Raw genomic sequence first — 17,835 nt, forward strand, 5'->3', positions numbered from 1 at the left:
GGCAACAGCGTTGCCAAAGTGGTGCCCATGCCCATGAGCTCCCCCACCGCCCCGCCGCTCCGCGTCGGCCTCGTCGGCTACGGCCTGGCCGGGTCCGTCTTCCACGCCCCGCTGATCGCCGCCTCCCCCGACCTCGCCCTGGACACGGTCACCACCGGCAACCCCGAGCGCGCCGCCCAGGCCCGCGCCGAGCACCCGGGCGTGCGGGTCGCCGGCTCCCCCGACGAGCTCATCGCCCGGGCCGCCGAGCTCGACCTCGTCGTGGTCGCCTCGCCCAACAAGACCCACGTCCCCGTCGCCACCGCCGCTCTGAAGGCCGGTCTGCCGGTCGTCGTGGACAAGCCGCTGGCCGGAACCGCCGCCGAGGCGCGCGGCCTCGCCACCCTCGCCGCCGAGCGCGGGCTGCTGCTCTCCGTCTTCCAGAACCGCCGCTGGGACAACGACTTCCGCACTTTGCGCGCGCTGCTCGCCGACGACGCACTCGGCGAGGTCCAGCGTTTCGAGTCCCGCTTCGAGCGCTGGCGCCCCGCGCTCAAGGGCGGCTGGCGCGAGTCCGGCGCGCCCGAGGAGATCGGCGGACTGCTCTACGACCTCGGCAGCCACGTCGTCGACCAGGCCCTCGTCCTCTTCGGCCCGGCCGTCCGCGTGTACGCCGAGTCCGACGTGCGCCGCCCGGGCGCCGAGGCCGACGACGACACCTTCATCGCGATCACGCACGCGAACGGCGTGCACTCGCACCTCTGGATGAGCGCCACCACCGCCCAGCTCGGCCCCCGCTTCCGCGTCCTGGGCCGGAAGGCCGGCTACGTGAAGTACGGCCTCGACCCGCAGGAGGCCGCACTGCGCGAGGGCCTGCGCCCCGGGCCCGGCGCCGTCTGGGGCGCCGAGCCGGAGGAGCTGTGGGGCCGTCTCGGCTCCGGCGAGTCGCCGCTCACCGGCGGCGGCACGCCCGTACGGACCCTGCCCGGCGACTATCCCGCCTACTACGCGGCCGTCGCCGCCGCCCTCCGCGGCACCGGCGAGAACCCGGTCACGGCGTACGAGGCAGCCGCGGCGCTCGACGTCCTGGAGGCGGCCAGGAAGTCCGCCCGCGAGGGAAGCGCGGTGGTCCTGTGAACCCGAGCCCGAGCCCCAGCTCCGCCGACTCCCCACACTCCGCCCCATCCGCCCCATCCCTCCGCATCGTCCACTCCGTCGAGGAAATCGCGGCCCAGGAGGCCCGGCTCGTCCTCCCCCGCTTCACGTACGACGACGCGTGGACGCTCGGCACGATCCTCGTCGAACTCGCGCGGGAGCGGCGCGCCCCGGTCGCGATCGACGTACGGCGCGGGGCCCAGCAGCTCTTCCACTGCGCGCTGCCCGGCTCCAGTGCGGACAACGACGCCTGGATCGACCGCAAGCGGCGGGTCGTCGAGCGGTACGGGGTGAGCTCGTTCCTCGTCGGCGCCCGGTTCCGCGCCAAGGGCACGACCTTCGAGGACTCCTCGCGCCTGGACCCCGACCGCTTCGCCGCACACGGCGGTTCGTTCCCGATCGCCGTCGAGGGCGCCGGGGTCATCGGCTCGGTCACGGTCTCGGGCCTCCCGCAGGCCGAGGACCACGCACTGGTCGTCCTCGGCCTGGAACGCCTCCTCATTTCGTACGGCGGCGACGCCGGGTAACGGCGACGAGCACGCCGCCGGTGACGGTGAGACCCACCGCCGTGGCGCCCATCACGATCCGGCCTGTGGTGGACCCGGAACCGGTGTCGGGGAGTTCACCGCCACCGGTGGTGGAGCCGGACTGACCGCCGCCGGAGGTGTGCCCACCGGTGGCGTGACCTCCGGAGGTGGACCCGCCGGACGTGGACCCACCGGTGGCGTGACCTCCGGAGGTGGACCCGCCGGAGGTGGACCCGCCGGAGGTGGACCCGCCATCCGAGGCACCACCGTCGGCTGAGCCCCCATCGGCTGAACCGCCGTCGGCTGAGCCCCCATCGGCCGAACCACCGTCAGCCGAACCGCCATCCGTCGAACCGCCATTCGTGGCGCCCCCGTCGGTGGCGCCCCCGTCGGTGGTCCCGCCGTCCGCCGCCCCGCCATCGGTCGTCCCGCCGTCCGCCGCCCCACCATCGGTCGTGCCGCCGTCCGCCGCCCCGCCATCCGTCGTTCCGCCGTCCGCCGTACCGCCGTCCGCGCCGCCGGAGTCCGTCGGCGTCGGGGTGGGAGTGGGCTTCGGGGTCGGCGTAGGGGTGGGGGTCGGGGTGGGGGTGGGGGTGGGCGTCGGGCCGTCCTCGTCGCACGCGGGCAGTTCGCCGTCGAACGGATACGCGTGCAGCTCCTGGCCGCCGCCTCCGTCCACTCGCGAGGCGTGCGTGAGCGAACCGCTCGTGTAGAAGCGCCCGTTCATGCCCGGCATGGTCACGGTCGCCGTGCTGGACCGGCCCGCGATCAGCACGCTTCCCTCGAACTGGGCGCTGCCTTCGAAGAGCACGTCCGTCGCGTCGGGGAAGTTCCACAGCAGCCGCTCGCGCAGCCCGGCCGGGAAGCCGTTGACGTAGGTGTCGACCGTCCGGTCCTGGCCGAGGACGTTGACGAGGACCGTCGCGCCCTGCGGGATGCCGGTGAAGCGCAGTCCCTGCGAACCACCGGTCTTCGACTCCAGGTCGAAGTCGACGTCGAACACCTGCAGCGCGGACCTTCCGTCGCCGGTGAAGACCGTCTCGTAGCCCTTGTTGACGGCCGTACCGGTGGCGGTGCGCGGCTTGCCCTCCACGTACGCGTAGCAGCGACTGGCGACGCTGAGCCTGTCGCGCAGGCCCGCGTACCGGTCGGCCGCCTCGGGATCGGCGACCGCCTTGGGGCTGACCGTGCCGGTCAGCGTGCCCCCGTACCGTACGAGTCCGTGCACCCTGCCCTCCTCGGCGAGCAGGCGCTGGCCGGCGGCGACGGTGACGTCGCCGCCGGCGGTGAGGAAGTCGGTGCCGTCGTCGGGCGGGATGCGCGAACCGACGCCCGCGACGCCGACGTTGTAGACCTGCGAGGCACCGGCCCGCTTCTTCTGGTCGAAGTCGCCGAGCACCACGATCTTGCCCTCGGCCTCGGCCGCCGCCTCGCGCACGAGGAAGTCGCCGCCGACGAAGACGTTGATGTTGTTGTCTCGGCCGACGACGTCCTTGTTGTCGACGTCCGGATACGGGGTGGGGCAGGGCGGCGTACCCGGGATGCAGGGACCGAGGCCGCCGGGGAGCCGGTCGGCGAAGGCGGCGGTGGCCGCCAGGGCCCCGGCGAGGACGACCGAGCCGGCCACCGTCACCGCGACCGTCGCCGCGGAGGCGGTCGAAGGACGGCGGCGATTCATTCCTTTTTCACGCATATGCGGAAATATGCAGAATGCCGCCGCCCGAGGCGACGCCCCACGCGCGCGGCGCGGGGCGCGTCGCCCGAACGTGTCACGCCCTGACGGGCGTCACGCGCTCTTGAGCTCCTGGCGCTGCCGCCCGAGCCCCTCGACCTCCAGCTCGACGACGTCACCCGCGCGCAGGTACGGCTTGGGCTCGGGCTGTCCCATGGCGACGCCGGCGGGCGTGCCGGTGTTGATGACGTCGCCCGGGTACAGGGTCATGAAGCGGCTGACGTAGCGGACCACCTGGGCGACCGTGAAGATCTGGTCGGAGGTGTGGCCCTCCTGCTTCAGCTCGCCGTTGACCCACAGCCGGAGGCCGAGGTCCTGCGGGTCGGAGACCTCGTCGGCAGTGACCAGCCACGGGCCGAGCGGGTTGAAGGTCTCGCAGTTCTTGCCCTTGTCCCAGGTGCCGCCGCGCTCGATCTGGAACTCGCGCTCGGAGACGTCGTGGGCGACCGCGTACCCGGCGACGTGGGCGAGCGCCTCCTCGTCGGTCTCCAGGTAGCGGGCGGTGCGGCCGATGACGACCGCCAGCTCGACCTCCCAGTCGGTCTTCACCGAGCCGCGCGGCACGAGCACGGTGTCATCCGGCCCGACGACGGTGTCGGCGGCCTTGAGGAAGACGACCGGCTCCTCCGGTACGGCGGCTCCGACCTCGGCGGCGTGACCGTGGTAGTTCAGCCCGATGCACACGACCTTGCCGATGCGGGCGACCGGCGGGCCGATCCGCAGCCCGGCCGGGTCGAGCGCGGGCAGCACGCCCGCGCCGAGCGCGGCGCGGATCCGGTCGAGGGCGGAGCCGTCGGCGAGCAGGGCGCCGTCGATGTCGTCCACCAGCGCGGACAGGTCGCGCAGCGTCCCGTCCTGGTCGACGAGGGCAGGCCGCTCGGCCCCGGCCGGGCCGACACGCAGCAGCTTCATGGTCTTCTCCTCTGGTCGAGGTGGCCCGTGGAGCGGGCCTTGGAGTGCCCCGGCCGATGGAGTGCGGCCATCGGAGGATTGGTCGATCCTCCAAGAGAAAGGGGCACTCTGCAAGACCCCGTTCACACCCTGGACCCTTACGCGCGAGTAACCCGCCGCCGCGAACGCACGCTGCGCAGTCGCCCTAGAGGCTCGGCGCCAGGGCCCCCGCCGCGGGCATGTCCCGGTAGAGGAAGGCCCGCTCGACCGCGCTCCAGGTGGTGCTGGTGACGATGTAGAGCGCGGCGGCGAGCGGCACGACGGCGACCGAGATCAGGGTGGCGAAGGAGAGCAGCGGCAGCCAGCGGGCCATTCCGGCGGCGAGCGCGGCGCCCGGCTGGCCGGGGTCGGTGACCGCGGGCGCCGCCTGCTGCTGCCGCTTGGTCCGCACGTAGTTGTACGTGGCGACGGCGGCGACGAGCGCGAACAGGGCGAGGTAGACCAGGCCGGCCGGGCCGAACACACCGCCGTGGGCGAGGGCGTCGGCGTAGTGGTCGCCGAGCGGGGCGGCGAAGAGGCTGTGTCCGGCCATCCGCCCGCTGGAGAACAGGTGGAACATCAGGAAGAAGGCGGGGGCCTGGAGCAGGCTCGGCAGGCAGCCCGCGAACGGCGAGACCTTCTCCTTCGCGTGGAGCTCCATCACGGCCTTCTGCAGCCGCTCGGGGTTCTTGGCGTGCTTCTTGCGCAGCTCGGAGAGCTGCGGGGCGAGCCGTGTGCGGGCCTTCTGGCCGCGCGCGGCGGCCCGCGAGAGCGGGTGGACGGCGAGCCGCACGGCCATCGTGAACAGGACGATGGCGGCGGCGGTGGAGGCGGTGGCGAACAGCGGCTGGAGCAGGTCGGCGAGCTGCTCGACCAGGGACGCGAAAACGGACATGGGAGCCCTCCGTGGGGTCTCGTCGTGCCGGAAGAAAGGGGTGTCGGCAGGACGGAACCGCGTGGAGGACTCGTACCGAGAACTCTTGCCGAGGACTCGGACCTGAGCACTCGCTCCGAGGACTCGGACCCGAGGACTCGGACCCGAGCACTCGGACGGAGTGCTCGAACTTGAGGACTCGAACTCGAGGAGTCGAACTCGACGACTCGAACTCGATGCGCTCGGAGCTCCTACGCGGCCGTCAGGAGGGGACGGCCGGGTGCCCTGGGCCTGCGGCGGCCCGAGGCGTCGGGGTCGCGTTGCGGCAGGAAGGCGGTGCGCCGTGCGCGGTCGCGGAGGGCGGTGCGCACCCGGGTGGGCGGTACGGGCAGGGCCGTACGGGCGCCGCCGACGAGGGCGCAGAGGAAGGCGGTCGCGGCGACGGCGACGGTGGTGGAGAGACCGGCTCCGTCGGAGAGGAGCAGGTCGGCGACGGCGAGGAGGACGAGGAGCGGCGCGAGGACACGCAGGGCCAGGTCGCCGAACATCTCATCCTCCTTTCGCGGGTCACATCCGTTATACACGACGTGATTCGGGCGACGGGAGTTCCAGCGGGACGAGCAGCCGGCGGGGCTCCAGCAGGGCGCGGCCGACCGGATCGGCGGGGTCCGGATCGAGCCCGGCGCCGGGCCGCATCTCGATGTCGGCGGGATGGACCGGGATCCGGCAGGCCGGACACTCGCCCGCCGGGCCGAGCTCGGTGCCGCATTCGACGTGGTGGAAGGACCGCATGGGCAGGGTGCCGGGCAGGGCCTCGCGGCCCCAGAGCCCGAGGGCGCGCAGGACGGGCCAGAGGCCGATGCCGCGCTCGGTGAGCACGTACTCGTCTCGCGGCGGCGACTCCTGGTAGCGGCGCTTGTCCAGGACGCCGACGTCGACGAGGGCCTGGAGGCGGGCGGCGAGGACGGCGCGGGGGGCGCCGAGGTGGGCGAGGAAGTCGTTGTAGCGCCTGACGCCGTAGAAGGCGTCGCGCACGACGAGGAGGGTCCAGCGCTCGCCGACGACTTCGAGGGCGCGGGCGATGGAGCAGTGCTGGTTCGCGTAGTCCTTGCCGAGGGCCATGGGGCCGAGTGTAGCGGGGTGGGTTCAATGATTGAACCTGAGCTGTTACGGTGAGCCGGCACGCAAGGTTCAGTGAACGAACCCCACCGATCGCAGAGCCACCTCACCGAAGCCGAGGTCCCGGTATGCCCAAGCCCGCCACCGGCGCAGAGACCGCGGAGGCGGCGACCTCCGAGGCCGTAACGGCAGCACGACACGAGGATCCGGACGCCGATCGCGCCCGTGGTCGCGGTGGTCGCCGTGGTCGCGGTGGTCGCCGTGATCGCGGTGGTCGCGGTGGTCGCGGTGGTCACGGCCGCCTTGGCCGCCCCGGCGCGACACTGGCCGTCACCAGCGCCGCCACCGCGCTCGCGCTGATGAACTACACGGCGCCGATGCTCGACCTGCCCGCCCTGACGCAGGCCTTCGGCACGCCCGCCTCCGCGCAGGCCTGGCTGCTCAACGGCACCCCGCTCGGCCTCGCCGTCGTCCTCCTCGTCGCCGGCAGCCTCGCCGACGACCACGGGCGGCGCCGGGTCTTCCTCCTCGGCACCCTCGGCCTCGGCCTCACCACCGCCCTCGGCGGCCTCGCCGGTTCCACGCTCACCTTCACCCTCGCCCGCATCGCCCAGGGCGCGGCGAGCGCCGCCGTGCTCGCCGCGAGCCTCGGGCTGATCGCCCACGCCCACCCCGGCGGGGCGGCCAGGATCCGGGCCACGGGGGTGTGGGGCGCGTTCGTGAGCGCGGGCATCGCGCTCGGCCCGCTGCTCGCGGGCGCGCTGGGCAGCCTGGCCGGCTGGCGGTGGACGTACGAGGTCCTCGCGGCGGGCACCCTGCTCGTGGCCGCGTTCGGCACCCGTGCCCTCGCCGAGTCCCGCGCCCCGCGCACGGGGCGGCCGGACGTCGCCGGCGCGCTCACCCTCGGGCTCGCCCTGGGTGCGCTGCTCACCGCACTGACCCTGGGCAGGGACGGCTGGCTGCGCCCGTCCGTAGGCGTCCTGCTGCTGGCCGCGGTGGCCCTGACGGCGGCCTTCGTGCTGGTCGAGCGGCGCGGCCCGGCGCCGATGATCGACCTGGCGCTGTTCCGGCGCCCGGCGTTCCGGGCGGCCACGGCGGGGGCGCTGTTCACCGGCCTCGCCGTGATCGGCTTCTTCAGCGTGCTGCCCGCGCTGCTCCAGCGCGGCACCGGCATGGCTCCGCTGACCACGGCGTGGCTGTTCCTGCTCTGGTCGGGCACCGCCTTCGTGGTGGCGCTCCAGGTCCGCCGGCTCGCGGGCCGGATCCCGGCCCCGTACCAGCTGGCGCTGGGCTTCGTCCTGTCGACGGCGGGGGTGCTCACCTTGTTCGGCGCGGTGGAGGACGTGGCCTGGCCCCGCCTGCTCCTCGGCCTGCTGGTGGCGGGCGTGGGCAGCGGCCTGCTGAACGCCGCTCTGCCGCGCCTCGCCGTCGACTCCGTACCACCGGAGCGCGCGGCGATGGGCTCCGGCGCGAACAACACCGCCCGCTACATCGGCTCGTCCGCGGGCGTGGCCCTCGCCCTGGCCCTGGCGACGGCGGGCCCGGACACGGCGCTGGTCGCGTCGGCGGCGCTGGGGCTCGCGGGGGCGGCGGTCACCCTCGTGGCGGCCAGGGGCTGACGACGAGCCTGGCCCAGACGACCAGGCGGTAGGTGGAGGTGTACTCGGGCGTGCAGGTGGTGAGCGTGAGGTACGCGCCCGGCCGGTCGTACCCGTAGGACGGCTTGTAGAGGGAGCGGGGCACGGGCGCGATGACGCCGGTGTCGCGCGGCGAGGTCTGCGGCAGGATCCGGTCGACGCGATAGGTGTAGGTGCCCTCGCGGGTCCGTACGGTGATCGGGTCCCCGGCCTGGAGCCGGTTGACGTACCGGAAGGGCTCGCCGTGGGTGTTGCGGTGCCCGGCGAGCGCGAAGTTGCCGGTGCGGCCGGGCTGGGCCGTGCCGGGGTAGTGCCCGGCGTAGCCCTTGTCGAGGACGCTGCGCTTGCCGACGCCGGGGGCGACGGGGACGGTGAGCCCGAGGCGGGGAATGCGGAGGACGGCGTACGCGGAGGTGGTGTCGCGGGCGGAGGGGACTCCGGAAGGAGCATCAGCGGAGGGGATGCCCGGAGGGGAGGCGTCCGGGGGCGGGGCTGCCGGAGGGGCGGGGGCAGGTGACGCGCCCGGAGGTGACGGGACGGGGGGTGAGGAGTCCCACGCACGCTCGAGGTTGCGCACCTGCTCGACGGCCCCGGCACGGGCCTGCTGGTTGGTCCACCACAGCTGGTGCACGACCAGCAGGAGGACGAGAACGCCGCAGGTGACGAGGGCTTCGGCGGACGTCCACAGGGCGCGGGAGACGACTCCGCGCCGCCGGCGCGCCTGGACGACGACCGGAACCGGGCCGCGCACTCTCGCTCGCACGGCGGGCACGATAGGTGCTGGAGCGCCAACTCTCCAGGGCCGTACAGCAGTACGGTGTCGACATGCGCCCCGACACGCCTGCCGACCACACCACCGAAGCCGAGCGCCTGCTCCGCACCGCGGGAAGGTACCCGGAGGACCGCGAACCGCTGCTGCTGCGCGCGGCGGCCCACCTGGAACTGGCGGGCGAGCGCGAGCGGGCGACGTCCCTGTACGACGACCTGCTCGCGGCTCCCTCCCCGGCGGCCCCGCTCCTGATCAGGTCCCTGAAGGCGGCGAACCTGTGGGAGTACGGCCACGAGGCCGAGGCCCGGACGATCATCGACGGCGTACGGCGCGCCCGCCCGGAGGAGCCGGGGCCGTGGGAGATCGTGGCGGAGACGCTGGAGGCGCACGACGAGCCGGCGGAGGCGGAGGCGACGTTCACGGAGGCGGCCCGCCTGCTGGTGGTGCCGGGGGACGACGTCCCGTTCGCGCTCCAGTCCCTCCTGTCGGGCCGCCACCGGGTGCGCCGCGCGATGGGCCTCCCGCACGACGACTTCGACGCCCTGGCGGACCGCCTGCACACGGGCGACGTCCCCTTGGACGAGCTGCACGACCCGAAGCGCCTGTGGGCCCTTGGCTCGTCCGACCCGGCGGAACTCCAGGCCGAGATCACCCGCCTCCGCTCCGAACTCGGCTCCTACCGCACGGCCCTCTCCCGCCCGTTCCCGGTCGCGGTCCTCCACTGGCCGGAACACGAACTGGACGAGCTCCTGGCGGCCTACCCGGAACTGGAAGCCGAGTACCCCACGTACCGCGCCCACCTCACGGACATCGAGGCCTCCCTCCGCGAACTCGCCCAGTCGGGCACCCCGAACCTGGGCATCGTCCCGGCCACGGTCCCCTCCTACGAAGCCTTCGCCGCCTCGGAATCCTCCACCCCCGCCAACCCGGACCTCCTGCCGCAGTACGCGACGACCCTGGCGGCCCGAGGCCGGGCGGCGGCTTGGCCGCCGGGGCGGGGGGCGGATTGCTGGTGCGGGTCGGGGAGGACTTATGGGGTGTGCCACGGGGCGGAGTAGGCAAGGTCCCCTACGCCGCCGTCACGACTCCGCCGTCATGCCCCACTCACGTGCCCTGGGAGAGCCACCCCATCCCGAACCGTCTCGCCATATGGAGGCGATTCCCTGCTCTTCCAGGTAAGGGGCGTAGGCGCCGATCGCTTCGGAGAAGAGCCCTAGGAGGTACGGCTTGGGGCACCCCTGGTAGAGGAAGTGACGGTACTCGTAGAGCTGGCCAACTGCCTCGCGCACCGCCGTGGTCGGATTGCCGTTCCGCACGACTTTCGCTTCGACCAGCCATTCCTGGCCCGATACCTCGGTAACACCGTGCAGGCGCAGGACAAGGTCCTTCGGGTGCTGAAGCAGCGTGATCGGTTCGTACCCCCGCTCGCTCACATGGTGACCGAAGTCCTTGATGAGTTCCTCGTGGCTTCGCTGCTTAACCTGCTGCCGAGCCTTGATGTGCGCGACGTAGTCGCTGCTGTCCTTCGGTCGGAAGTTGGCCAGCGGGTCCGATACCGGCTGAGGACCGTGGCTGCCCGGCTCGTAGAACATCTCCAAGGCCCCAGGGGCGTCGCTGGCCCACCAGAGGCGATCCGCCTCTTCGACCCGCCGAAGCGACTCAATGCCCATCAGAAGGTCTTCCATCAGCGTGACGTCGCTGGGAAGGTCCGCTGTGTCGTACACCTTCGCGATCACGCTCGCCGCCTCATAGGCCTTGGGGCGGGCTGCCTTGTCCCTGAGTTCCGGCTCGTTCACCCAACCCTGTCGTTCCTGGCGCCGCACGGCTCGGCGGAGCCGCTCCGCGTGACGCCGAAGGTGTTCTTCGCGGGCGCGCCCCCTGCCGAGCCGCTCTTCCAGCCAGGTGATGCCCTGCTGCAAGGTCAGGGTCACGTTCCTTAGATCGGCGCTGAAGATGTAGGCGAGGTACAGCCCATGCTTGGGGTCAAGGTGACCGTCCGCGTCAAAAATGCCGATCCAGGGAGTCGCGGCGGGTGTGGTCTGTCCGCCGTGCCCCTCGGCCTTAAGGCCCAAGGGAAGTGCCAGATCGGTACGCTTCGCGATCCCTCGCAGAACCTGCTGGCCCTTCACCTCGCGTCCTGAGCCGGCTGTGCGGTCGTATGTGGTCGCGACTTCGCTGAGCATGTCTCGGATCCCCATGCGGGGAATCTAGATCAGCCGATCGCCGCGCACACCGGGATTCGGCCCACCTCGTCAATTTCGACGCTGCTCAGAGGCCGGATGCGAATCGAGCTTGCGCCATGTCAAGTACGTCATCGGCGTCGTAGCCATGGGAACCCATCCAATGGAGGAGGTCCACGATCACGTCGATCGCGGCGTCCTTAGCGACAGCGACGGAGAGCCGATCGGCGTTCACCGCTCGGGGGGACGCGACAGCTCCGTACAGGGAGATCATCGCCTCCGCTCGCGTGACACGGATGCCGCCCGCATGCCCATGGGGGGCGGTGAGATCAGTGGCGATCTCACACCAGGTCACCTTGCGGTCCGACCCAAGCAGCACACCCCAGCGGTCAGCCATCGCGTCCACGAGTGCCATACCTCTCCCCGACTCGGAATCCGGACCGGCGGCGATCACTGTCGGCAGTGCCTGACAATCCGGGTCACGCACCTCGATCCGAAGGTAGGTGCCGTTCATCGAAAGGCGGAGCGATGTGGGCGTGCCAGGCCCCACGTGCCGGATGACGTTCGTGACGAGCTCGCTCACACAAAGCTGCGCAACTCCCGTGAGCCGTGGCAGCCCCCACGCCTTCAGATGGATCCGCACGATGCGCCGCAGCGCGGCGACTTCCTCCGCTTCGGCCAAGAACGGGAGCTCCCACGGCTTCCGCACCATGCACCCCGCGTCGTTCATCCACGCCTCCCACGCCGATTCCCGTTGATGACGGATCGTGACGAGCCACTAGCATTGCGTTGCACATCCCGTCATGCAATGTGCACGTCGGGATTCCCACCATCGAGCGATTGGCAGCTCGCACCCTGGTGCGCAGACTGAACTTCCGCTAGCGACAAGGGGACTGAGATGGCCGGTTCGCCCACCGCCCGCCGCCGACGCCTATCGATCGAGCTGAAGAAGCTCCGCGAGGCAGGCGGCTTCACCTGCGCTCAGGTCGGCGCGGCTCTCGACTGGAGCGGCTCCAAGGTCAACCGTATGGAGACGGGTACGGGTCGCATCCAACCCTCGGACGTTGACGCGCTCTGCCGCTTCTACGGTGTCGATGACGAGCTACGCGAGTTCCTCAAGTCACTCGCGAAGCAAGCGAAGACGAAAGGATGGTGGCAAGCCCACGGCAACGGCGTCCCCGCCTGGTTCTCGATCTACATCGGCCTGGAGCAAGGCGCTTCCACGTTCCGCCAGTACCAGAGCGAGTTCGTGCCCGGCCTCATGCAGACCCCCGCGTACGCCACCGAACTGCATCGCGCGACCAACCAGATGACCGACGAGGACATCGACCGCGCGGTGAAAGTCCGCATGGAACGTCAGGCGCGCATCCAATCACCGACCGCGCCAGACACGTGGTTCGTGGTGCACGAGAGCGCCCTGCGCTCCGTGATCGGAGATCGATCCATCATGCGCGAGCAACTTGAGAAGGTGCTAGCGACGGCCGAACTCCCCAGCGTCACCCTGCAAGTCTTGCCCTTCGACGCTGGCCCGTACCCAGCGACGGGCACTTTCACGATGCTGGGCTTCCCGGATCCCGAGGACCCCGACATCGTGTACCGAGATGGCATCACGGATGCCATCTACCTGGAGGGAGCCGAGGAGGTACGCGCGTACAACAGAGCCTTCGACAACCTTCGAGCGGCCGCGACAAGCCCACACCGCTCGACCCACCTCATCACGACTCTGCTGAAGGACTACACGAGATGACCCGTTCCGCCCCAGCAGCACCCAACCACGGCATGTGGTTCACGTCCTCGTACAGCAACGGCTCCGGCGGCGAGTGCGTCGAGTGCTCCCAAACCGCGACCGGCACGCTGATACGCGACTCAAAGCGGCCGGAAGGACCAGTACTCACAGTGCGCGGAGCCGCCTGGACCGCCTTCATCGAAGGCGTCACCTCAAGTCGGTACGAGGGGCGGACGTGAATCCACAATCGCCTCGTACGCCACAAGGCCAGTAGTACGATCCAAGTTGTTGAAACTGAGCATTAGTCAGTTCCCAGGGAAGCGTACTTACATGCCCCGCGCCCCCATCACCGCCCAGGGTCGCGCATTCAGCCTCGCGGCATGTCTCGGAGGCACCCGTCTCGCGCTCACCCTCTCCCTCAACTGACGCTGCTCAGAAGTCAGAGATCACGAAAGCAGGTTGTATGCCCTCGGCCAGCCACACCGTTACGTACGGCGTTCGGATACCGGTGCAGAAGCTGTTCGTTGACTACGCCGTGCAGCGCGAGCCTGACAGGAGGCGCGCGAAGAAGATCGCTGAAGCCTTCGACGAGAACAAGCTCGGCTCCATCATCGTCTCCGACCGCGGGGACGGCACCTACCACATCATCGACGGTCAGCACCGTTGGCTCGCAGCGAAGGAGGCGGAGCATCTGTACCTCCACGCTGATGTGCATACGGGCCTGGAACGGGCTCAGGAAGCCGATATGTTCCTGGCCAAGAACCGCGATAGCAAGAAGCCCAGCGCCTTCGATGAGCACAAGAACGGCGTCGCCGCCGGGCACAGCCCGTACGTCGAAGCCGAGGCGGTTCTGAAGAAGCACAACCTCACCGCTGGCAGCAGCTCCGCCAACCAGTTCGGTGCGATCACCAAGGCGCACGCACTGGTCAAGCAGTTCGGACCCGACGTCCTCGACCGTGCGCTGACCGTCGCCGAGAACGCTTGGGGACGCTCCCGGTTCACGTGGGAAGGCGTCATCATCCACGGTCTCGGCCTCATCATCGGACGACACCCCGAGCTGATTGACGACAAGCGGATGGCCCAGCGCCTCGCCTCCACGAGCACCGCGGAAGGCATGAAGGGCAGGATCACGACCGCCGCCACTGGTGGCGGCACCCGGCATGACGGTACGGGTGGACGAGCCACCGCCGCCTACTGGGTCATGGTCACCGTCTGGGACACCGGCCTCCCCAAGAACTCGGCGAAGCGGATTCGCAAGGCCGAGGAGATCTGGTAGCGCAGGTGTGTGCTTCAGCGCGGGAACCGCACCCGTCGGGCACCTCGTTACGCTCATGAGTACGAGATCACCCGCCGACCGGAAGGCCCCCACCATGCCCCGCGCCCTCTCCCCCCTCATCGCCGCCGCCGGGCTCGTCGGTGGGTACGCCGTCGCTCGGTGGACGAAGAAGCGGCCGCTCGGGGGTGTGGTGCTGGCCGTGGCCGGTGGGGTGGCTGCGCGCGAATGGCAGCAGGTGGCCGGTGGGAAGGCGGCGGCCGGGCTTACGGCCGCCTACGTCGGGGCCTTCGCCGGCTCGCACCCGCTCGCGAAGAAGATGGGGGCCTGGCCCGCGGTGTTCTCCGTCGCCGGGGCCATGGCCGGGACCGCGTACGCCGTGACCCACAAGGCCGACTGAGGCGCGGCGGGCCCTCGGTCGCGAGCAGGAGCAAGGCGCGTACGCCGTGACGCGTAACGCCGGCTGAGGCCCGCCCCGGTCCGCCGCCCGGACGTCTCGCCGCGCCCCTCCGCCGCCCCACGGCGGCGCACCGACCCGCCGCCCTAGCCCCCCGCCACCCTGCTCACCGCGTAGATCACCAGGCCCGCCAGCGCGCCCACCACCGTGCCGTTGATGCGGATGAACTGGAGGTCGCGGCCGATGTTGGCCTCGATCTTCTTCGAGGTCTGGGTGGCGTCCCAGCCGGCGACCGTGTCCGTGATCAGGGAGGTGATCTCGGTGCGGTAGGTGGTGACGACGTAGGCCGCCGCGTCTTCGGCCCAGCCCTCGACCTTCGTCTGGAGGCGCTCGTCCGAGGAGAGGCGCTGGCCCAGGGAGATCAGGGAGGCGCGGGCGCGGCGGCGGAGCTGGCTCTGGTCGTCCTCCGCCGCGGCCAGGATCAGGGTGCGGACCGAGGACCAGGCCGAGGCGATGATGTCCTGGACCTCGGGGCGGGCCAGCAGGTCGGACTTGAGGCGTTCGACGCGGGCGCGCGTGTCCGTGTCGGCCTGGAGGTCGGCCGCGAAGTCCGTCAGGAAGCGGTCGATGGCCCCGCGCGCCGGGTGCGCGGGCATGTCCCGCATCTCCGTCACGAAGCGGAGGAGCTCCCGGTAGACGCGCTCGCCGACCTTCCGGTCCACGAAGCGCGGGGTCCAGCCGGGCGCTCCGCCCTCGATCGCCTCCATCACCGAGTCGCGGTGGGTCACCAGCCAGTCGTGCGCCCGGCTGCAGACCAGGTCGACGGCCCGGTGGTGGGCGCCGTCGCCGACGATCCTCTCCAGGGTCTTGCCCAGGCCCGGGCCCACCTCCGCGGCCTCCGCTCGGCGGGTGATCGCCTCGCCCACCACCGCCTGGACGTCCGAGTCCCGCAGGACGGTGAGGGCGCCCCGTAGCGCCGTCGCCATCTCCGAGGTCACGCGGTCCGCGTGGGACGGGTCCGCCAGCCACTCCCCCAGACGCCGCGCGATGCCGAAGCCGCGCAGCCGGCCCCGTACGACGTCGGCGGACAGGAAGTTCTCGCCGACGAAGGTGCCCAGCGAGGCGCCCAGCTGGTCCTTCTTCGTCGGGATGATCGCGGTGTGCGGGATCGGCAGCCCGAGCGGGCGCCGGAACAGTGCCGTCACCGCGAACCAGTCCGCCAGCGCGCCCACCATGCCCGCCTCGGCGGCGGCCGCCACATAGCCCGCCCACGCGCCCGCGCCGGCGTTCTCGCCCCAGGTCGCCAGGGCGTAGACCGCCGCCACCAGTGCCAGCAGGCCCGTCGCCAGGCGCTTCATCCGGCGGACGCCCCTGCTCTTCTCCTCGTCCGCCGCCGTGTACGTGAAGCTCACCATCGCGCCATCACCGTCACCGTCGCCGTCACCATGACCACCACCTCACCTCCTTACCTGAGTGACTCCCCAGCCGCACGGCGAGTTCCGCCGTACATCCTCGCGATCACCGTCTCGATGTCCGGCTCCCGCACCGACAGGTCCACCAGCGGGTACGCCGCGGCCACCGCCGCCACCACCGGGGCCGCCGAGGAGGAGGCAGGGAGGGCGAGGAACTGGCGCGGGCCCTCCGCCCGTACGAAGCGGGCGCCCGGCACCTCGATCGGCGGCGTCTCGCGGGCCAGGTCGACCACGAGGACGCGTTCGCCGCCCCCGCCCGCCTCGTGCAGGCCGGCCGGCTCGCCGTCGTACATCAGGCGCCCGTGGTCGATGACCATCACCCTGCGGCACAGCTGCTCGATGTCCGTCAGGTCGTGGGTGGTCAGCAGCACCGTCGTGCCCCGCGTCGCGTTCAGCTCCCGCAGGAACTCCCTCACCTTCGCCTTCGACACGACGTCCAGGCCGATCGTCGGCTCGTCGAGGTACAGCACCTCCGGGTCGTGGAGCAGCGCCGCCGCGATGTCGCCGCGCATCCGCTGGCCGAGGGACAGCTGGCGTACGGGCACGTCGAGCAGGTCGCCGAGGTCCAGGAGGTCCACGCAGCGGGCCAGGTTCTCCCGGAACCGGCCATCCGGGATCCGGTACATCCGGTGCGCCAGCGCGTACGAGTCGCGCAGCGGCAGGTCCCACCACAGGGTGGTGCGCTGGCCGAAGACGACGCCGATGCGGCGGGCGAGCCGCGTCCGCTCCCGCGACGGGTCGATGCCCGCGACGCTCAGCCGGCCGCCGCTGGGGGTGAGGATGCCGGTGAGCATCTTGATGGTGGTGGACTTCCCGGCCCCGTTCGGACCGATGTAGCCGACCATCTCCCCCTTCTCCACGGCGAAGGAGATGCCGTCGACGGCCCTGACCTCCCGCCGCTCGCGCCGCAGGAACCCGCTCCTGCGGCGGACCGAGAAGGACTTCCGCACGTCGTCCAGTTCGATGAAGGGCACCGCACGCACCTCACGTTCCTCGCGTTCCTCACGCACCTCATGTTCCTTGCATGCCTCGCGCGCCTCATGCTCCTTGCACGCCTCGCGCACCTCACGCACGTCGCGCCCGCCCCGTACACCTCGCGCACCTCGGGTGCCTCCCCTACCTCGTGTGCCTCGCGCGCCCTGTGCACCTCGCGCACCTCGGTCATCTCAGCTTCCCGTCGACCGGTAGGAACGCAGGCCCGTCCGCCAGGCCCATCCCGCCACCGCGCAGCACACCGCCGCCACGAGCGGCGACGCGAACGCCGTCCACCCCGGCACCCCGTCCGGCGCGGGCCGGCCGAGGACGTACAGGGCCGGCAGCCAGTTGACGAAGGCGAGCGGTACGACGAAGACGACGCCCCGCACCAGGTCCTGGGCGAAGATCGTCGGCGGGTACTGGAGGAGGTTGTTGCCGCCGTACGTGAAGGAGTTCGTCACCTCGGCGGCGTCCTGCATCCAGAACAGCACCGACGCGCCGAGCACCATCACCGCGGCGAAGATCACCGCGCCGCTCAGCAGCATCACCGGCACCAGGAGCACCTTCAGCGGCGTCCAGGTCACCTCGTCGAGCAGCACCAGGCTCCAGACCAGGACGATCAGCCCCTGGGTGATCCTGCCGAGCCGCCGCAGCGCGAAGCGGTCGGCCGCGACCTGCGCGAGGACGGGCGCGGGTCGGAGCAGGAACGTGTCGAGCGTGCCGTCGCGCACCCGCTTGCCCATCTTCGGCAGCGACCCCATCACCAGGTCGGCCAGGCCGAAGGCGGTCCCGCTCGTGCCGTACAGGAACGCGACCTCGGCGAAGGAGAAGCCGCCGAGGCCACGGACCTGACCGAACATCAACAGGATCACGACGAAGTCGAAGAAGGTGACGACGAGGTTGGAGAGGAGGGTGAGGAGGAAGGACGTGCGGTAGGTGAGGGTGGAGCGGATCCACATCGCCGCGACCATCCGGTACGTGCGCCAGCCCTCGGCCGCCGTACGGAAAGGCCGCCAGGCCTCGTTTCCGTACGGGTGCGAGGACGTGCCCGTGTACGGGCGCGGGGCCGTGTCCGCGTACGGGCGCGGGG

The 17,835-nt window shown here is 71.4% G+C and carries 19 protein-coding genes; 8 read left to right on the forward strand and 11 right to left on the reverse strand.

All coding sequences use genetic code 11. The features are described 5' to 3' along the window. The first annotated feature begins 27 nt into the window (after window positions 1-27). Together ACFY8W_RS30070 and ACFY8W_RS30075 are read left to right on the forward strand one after the other, a co-directional pair. Complete coding sequence (locus tag ACFY8W_RS30070; RefSeq protein ID WP_391111863.1) at window positions 28-1,116, forward strand: Gfo/Idh/MocA family oxidoreductase; 1,089 nt, start codon at window positions 28-30, stop codon at window positions 1,114-1,116. A 65-nt stretch (window positions 1,117-1,181) separates the two neighbouring features. Beyond that, the gene (locus ACFY8W_RS30075; RefSeq protein ID WP_391112232.1) at window positions 1,182-1,661 is read left to right on the forward strand and encodes a heme-degrading domain-containing protein; all 480 of its coding nucleotides are present in this window, start codon (window positions 1,182-1,184) and stop codon (window positions 1,659-1,661) included. Here ACFY8W_RS30075 and ACFY8W_RS30080 read toward each other — a convergent pair. The 5 genes from ACFY8W_RS30080 to ACFY8W_RS30100 all read right to left on the reverse strand — a co-directional run bounded on the left by ACFY8W_RS30080 (window position 1,633) and on the right by ACFY8W_RS30100 (window position 6,319). After that, window positions 1,633-3,339: a choice-of-anchor A family protein gene (locus ACFY8W_RS30080; protein ID WP_391111866.1), complete on the reverse strand. Its 1,707-nt coding sequence runs from the start codon at window positions 3,337-3,339 to the stop codon at window positions 1,633-1,635. The two genes, ACFY8W_RS30075 and ACFY8W_RS30080, sit on opposite strands and share 29 nt — an antisense overlap. Before the next feature lie 108 nt (window positions 3,340-3,447). Continuing rightward, on the reverse strand, window positions 3,448-4,305 hold the full coding sequence (locus ACFY8W_RS30085) for a fumarylacetoacetate hydrolase family protein (protein WP_391111869.1): 858 nt from the start codon (window positions 4,303-4,305) through the stop codon (window positions 3,448-3,450). A gap of 184 nt (window positions 4,306-4,489) precedes the next feature. After that, the gene (locus ACFY8W_RS30090) at window positions 4,490-5,218 is read right to left on the reverse strand and encodes a membrane protein insertase YidC (RefSeq protein ID WP_391111872.1); all 729 of its coding nucleotides are present in this window, start codon (window positions 5,216-5,218) and stop codon (window positions 4,490-4,492) included. 230 nt (window positions 5,219-5,448) lie between these two features. Continuing rightward, a complete protein-coding gene (locus tag ACFY8W_RS30095) occupies window positions 5,449-5,745 on the reverse strand; it encodes a DUF6412 domain-containing protein (protein WP_391111875.1) in 297 nt (98 codons plus the stop codon). 28 nt (window positions 5,746-5,773) lie between these two features. Beyond that, window positions 5,774-6,319, reverse strand: coding sequence for a winged helix-turn-helix transcriptional regulator (locus ACFY8W_RS30100; protein ID WP_391111878.1), 546 nt, complete (start codon window positions 6,317-6,319; stop codon window positions 5,774-5,776). Between the two features lie 320 nt (window positions 6,320-6,639). On the opposite strand from ACFY8W_RS30100, the gene ACFY8W_RS30105 reads away from it, so the two are divergent. Beyond that, window positions 6,640-7,935 carry an MFS transporter gene (locus ACFY8W_RS30105; RefSeq protein WP_391112235.1) on the forward strand — a complete coding sequence of 432 codons (1,296 nt, stop codon included), beginning with the start codon at window positions 6,640-6,642 and terminating at the stop codon, window positions 7,933-7,935. On the opposite strand, the gene ACFY8W_RS30110 is transcribed toward ACFY8W_RS30105, so the two are convergent. After that, the gene (locus ACFY8W_RS30110; protein ID WP_391111881.1) at window positions 7,910-8,716 is read right to left on the reverse strand and encodes a class E sortase; all 807 of its coding nucleotides are present in this window, start codon (window positions 8,714-8,716) and stop codon (window positions 7,910-7,912) included. The two genes, ACFY8W_RS30105 and ACFY8W_RS30110, sit on opposite strands and share 26 nt — an antisense overlap. A 62-nt stretch (window positions 8,717-8,778) precedes the next feature. Between ACFY8W_RS30110 and ACFY8W_RS30115 the strand changes: the two genes are divergently transcribed. Beyond that, the gene (locus ACFY8W_RS30115) at window positions 8,779-9,780 is read left to right on the forward strand and encodes an SEC-C metal-binding domain-containing protein (protein ID WP_391111883.1); all 1,002 of its coding nucleotides are present in this window, start codon (window positions 8,779-8,781) and stop codon (window positions 9,778-9,780) included. A 21-nt stretch (window positions 9,781-9,801) separates the two neighbouring features. Here the strand turns inward: ACFY8W_RS30115 and ACFY8W_RS30120 are convergent, their stop codons facing one another. Together ACFY8W_RS30120 and ACFY8W_RS30125 are read right to left on the reverse strand one after the other, a co-directional pair. After that, a complete protein-coding gene (locus ACFY8W_RS30120; RefSeq protein ID WP_391111886.1) occupies window positions 9,802-10,905 on the reverse strand; it encodes an MrcB family domain-containing protein in 1,104 nt (367 codons plus the stop codon). Between the two features lie 85 nt (window positions 10,906-10,990). Continuing rightward, on the reverse strand, window positions 10,991-11,632 hold the full coding sequence (locus ACFY8W_RS30125; protein ID WP_391111889.1) for an ATP-binding protein: 642 nt from the start codon (window positions 11,630-11,632) through the stop codon (window positions 10,991-10,993). 168 nt (window positions 11,633-11,800) lie between these two features. On the opposite strand from ACFY8W_RS30125, the gene ACFY8W_RS30130 reads away from it, so the two are divergent. From ACFY8W_RS30130 to ACFY8W_RS30145, 4 genes are all read left to right on the forward strand, one after another. Further along, window positions 11,801-12,649 (forward strand): Scr1 family TA system antitoxin-like transcriptional regulator, encoded by an 849-nt coding sequence (locus ACFY8W_RS30130; protein ID WP_391111892.1) that lies wholly within the window; start codon window positions 11,801-11,803, stop codon window positions 12,647-12,649. A 32-nt stretch (window positions 12,650-12,681) separates the two neighbouring features. Continuing rightward, entirely contained in the window at window positions 12,682-12,867 is a 186-nt protein-coding gene (locus ACFY8W_RS30135) for a DUF397 domain-containing protein (protein WP_391112238.1), read from the forward strand. Window positions 12,868-13,136: 269 nt separating this feature from the next. Then, window positions 13,137-13,904 carry a DUF6551 family protein gene (locus tag ACFY8W_RS30140; RefSeq protein ID WP_391111895.1) on the forward strand — a complete coding sequence of 256 codons (768 nt, stop codon included), beginning with the start codon at window positions 13,137-13,139 and terminating at the stop codon, window positions 13,902-13,904. A gap of 94 nt (window positions 13,905-13,998) precedes the next feature. Next, window positions 13,999-14,301 (forward strand): hypothetical protein, encoded by a 303-nt coding sequence (locus ACFY8W_RS30145; RefSeq protein ID WP_391112241.1) that lies wholly within the window; start codon window positions 13,999-14,001, stop codon window positions 14,299-14,301. Window positions 14,302-14,444: 143 nt separating this feature from the next. Here the strand turns inward: ACFY8W_RS30145 and ACFY8W_RS30150 are convergent, their stop codons facing one another. The 3 genes from ACFY8W_RS30150 to ACFY8W_RS30160 form a co-directional block, all read right to left on the reverse strand. Next, entirely contained in the window at window positions 14,445-15,713 is a 1,269-nt protein-coding gene (locus ACFY8W_RS30150; RefSeq protein ID WP_391111898.1) for a DUF445 family protein, read from the reverse strand. A 50-nt stretch (window positions 15,714-15,763) separates the two neighbouring features. Next, window positions 15,764-16,744, reverse strand: a complete 981-nt coding sequence (locus ACFY8W_RS30155; RefSeq protein ID WP_391112243.1) for an ATP-binding cassette domain-containing protein — start codon at window positions 16,742-16,744, stop codon at window positions 15,764-15,766. Window positions 16,745-16,936: 192 nt separating this feature from the next. Beyond that, window positions 16,937-17,716 (reverse strand): ABC-2 family transporter protein, encoded by a 780-nt coding sequence (locus tag ACFY8W_RS30160; protein ID WP_391112246.1) that lies wholly within the window; start codon window positions 17,714-17,716, stop codon window positions 16,937-16,939. Between the last annotated feature and the right edge of the window lie 119 nt (window positions 17,717-17,835).

This window comes from Streptomyces sp. NPDC012637, from assembly GCF_042954805.1.
Lineage (GTDB): Bacteria > Actinomycetota > Actinomycetes > Streptomycetales > Streptomycetaceae > Streptomyces.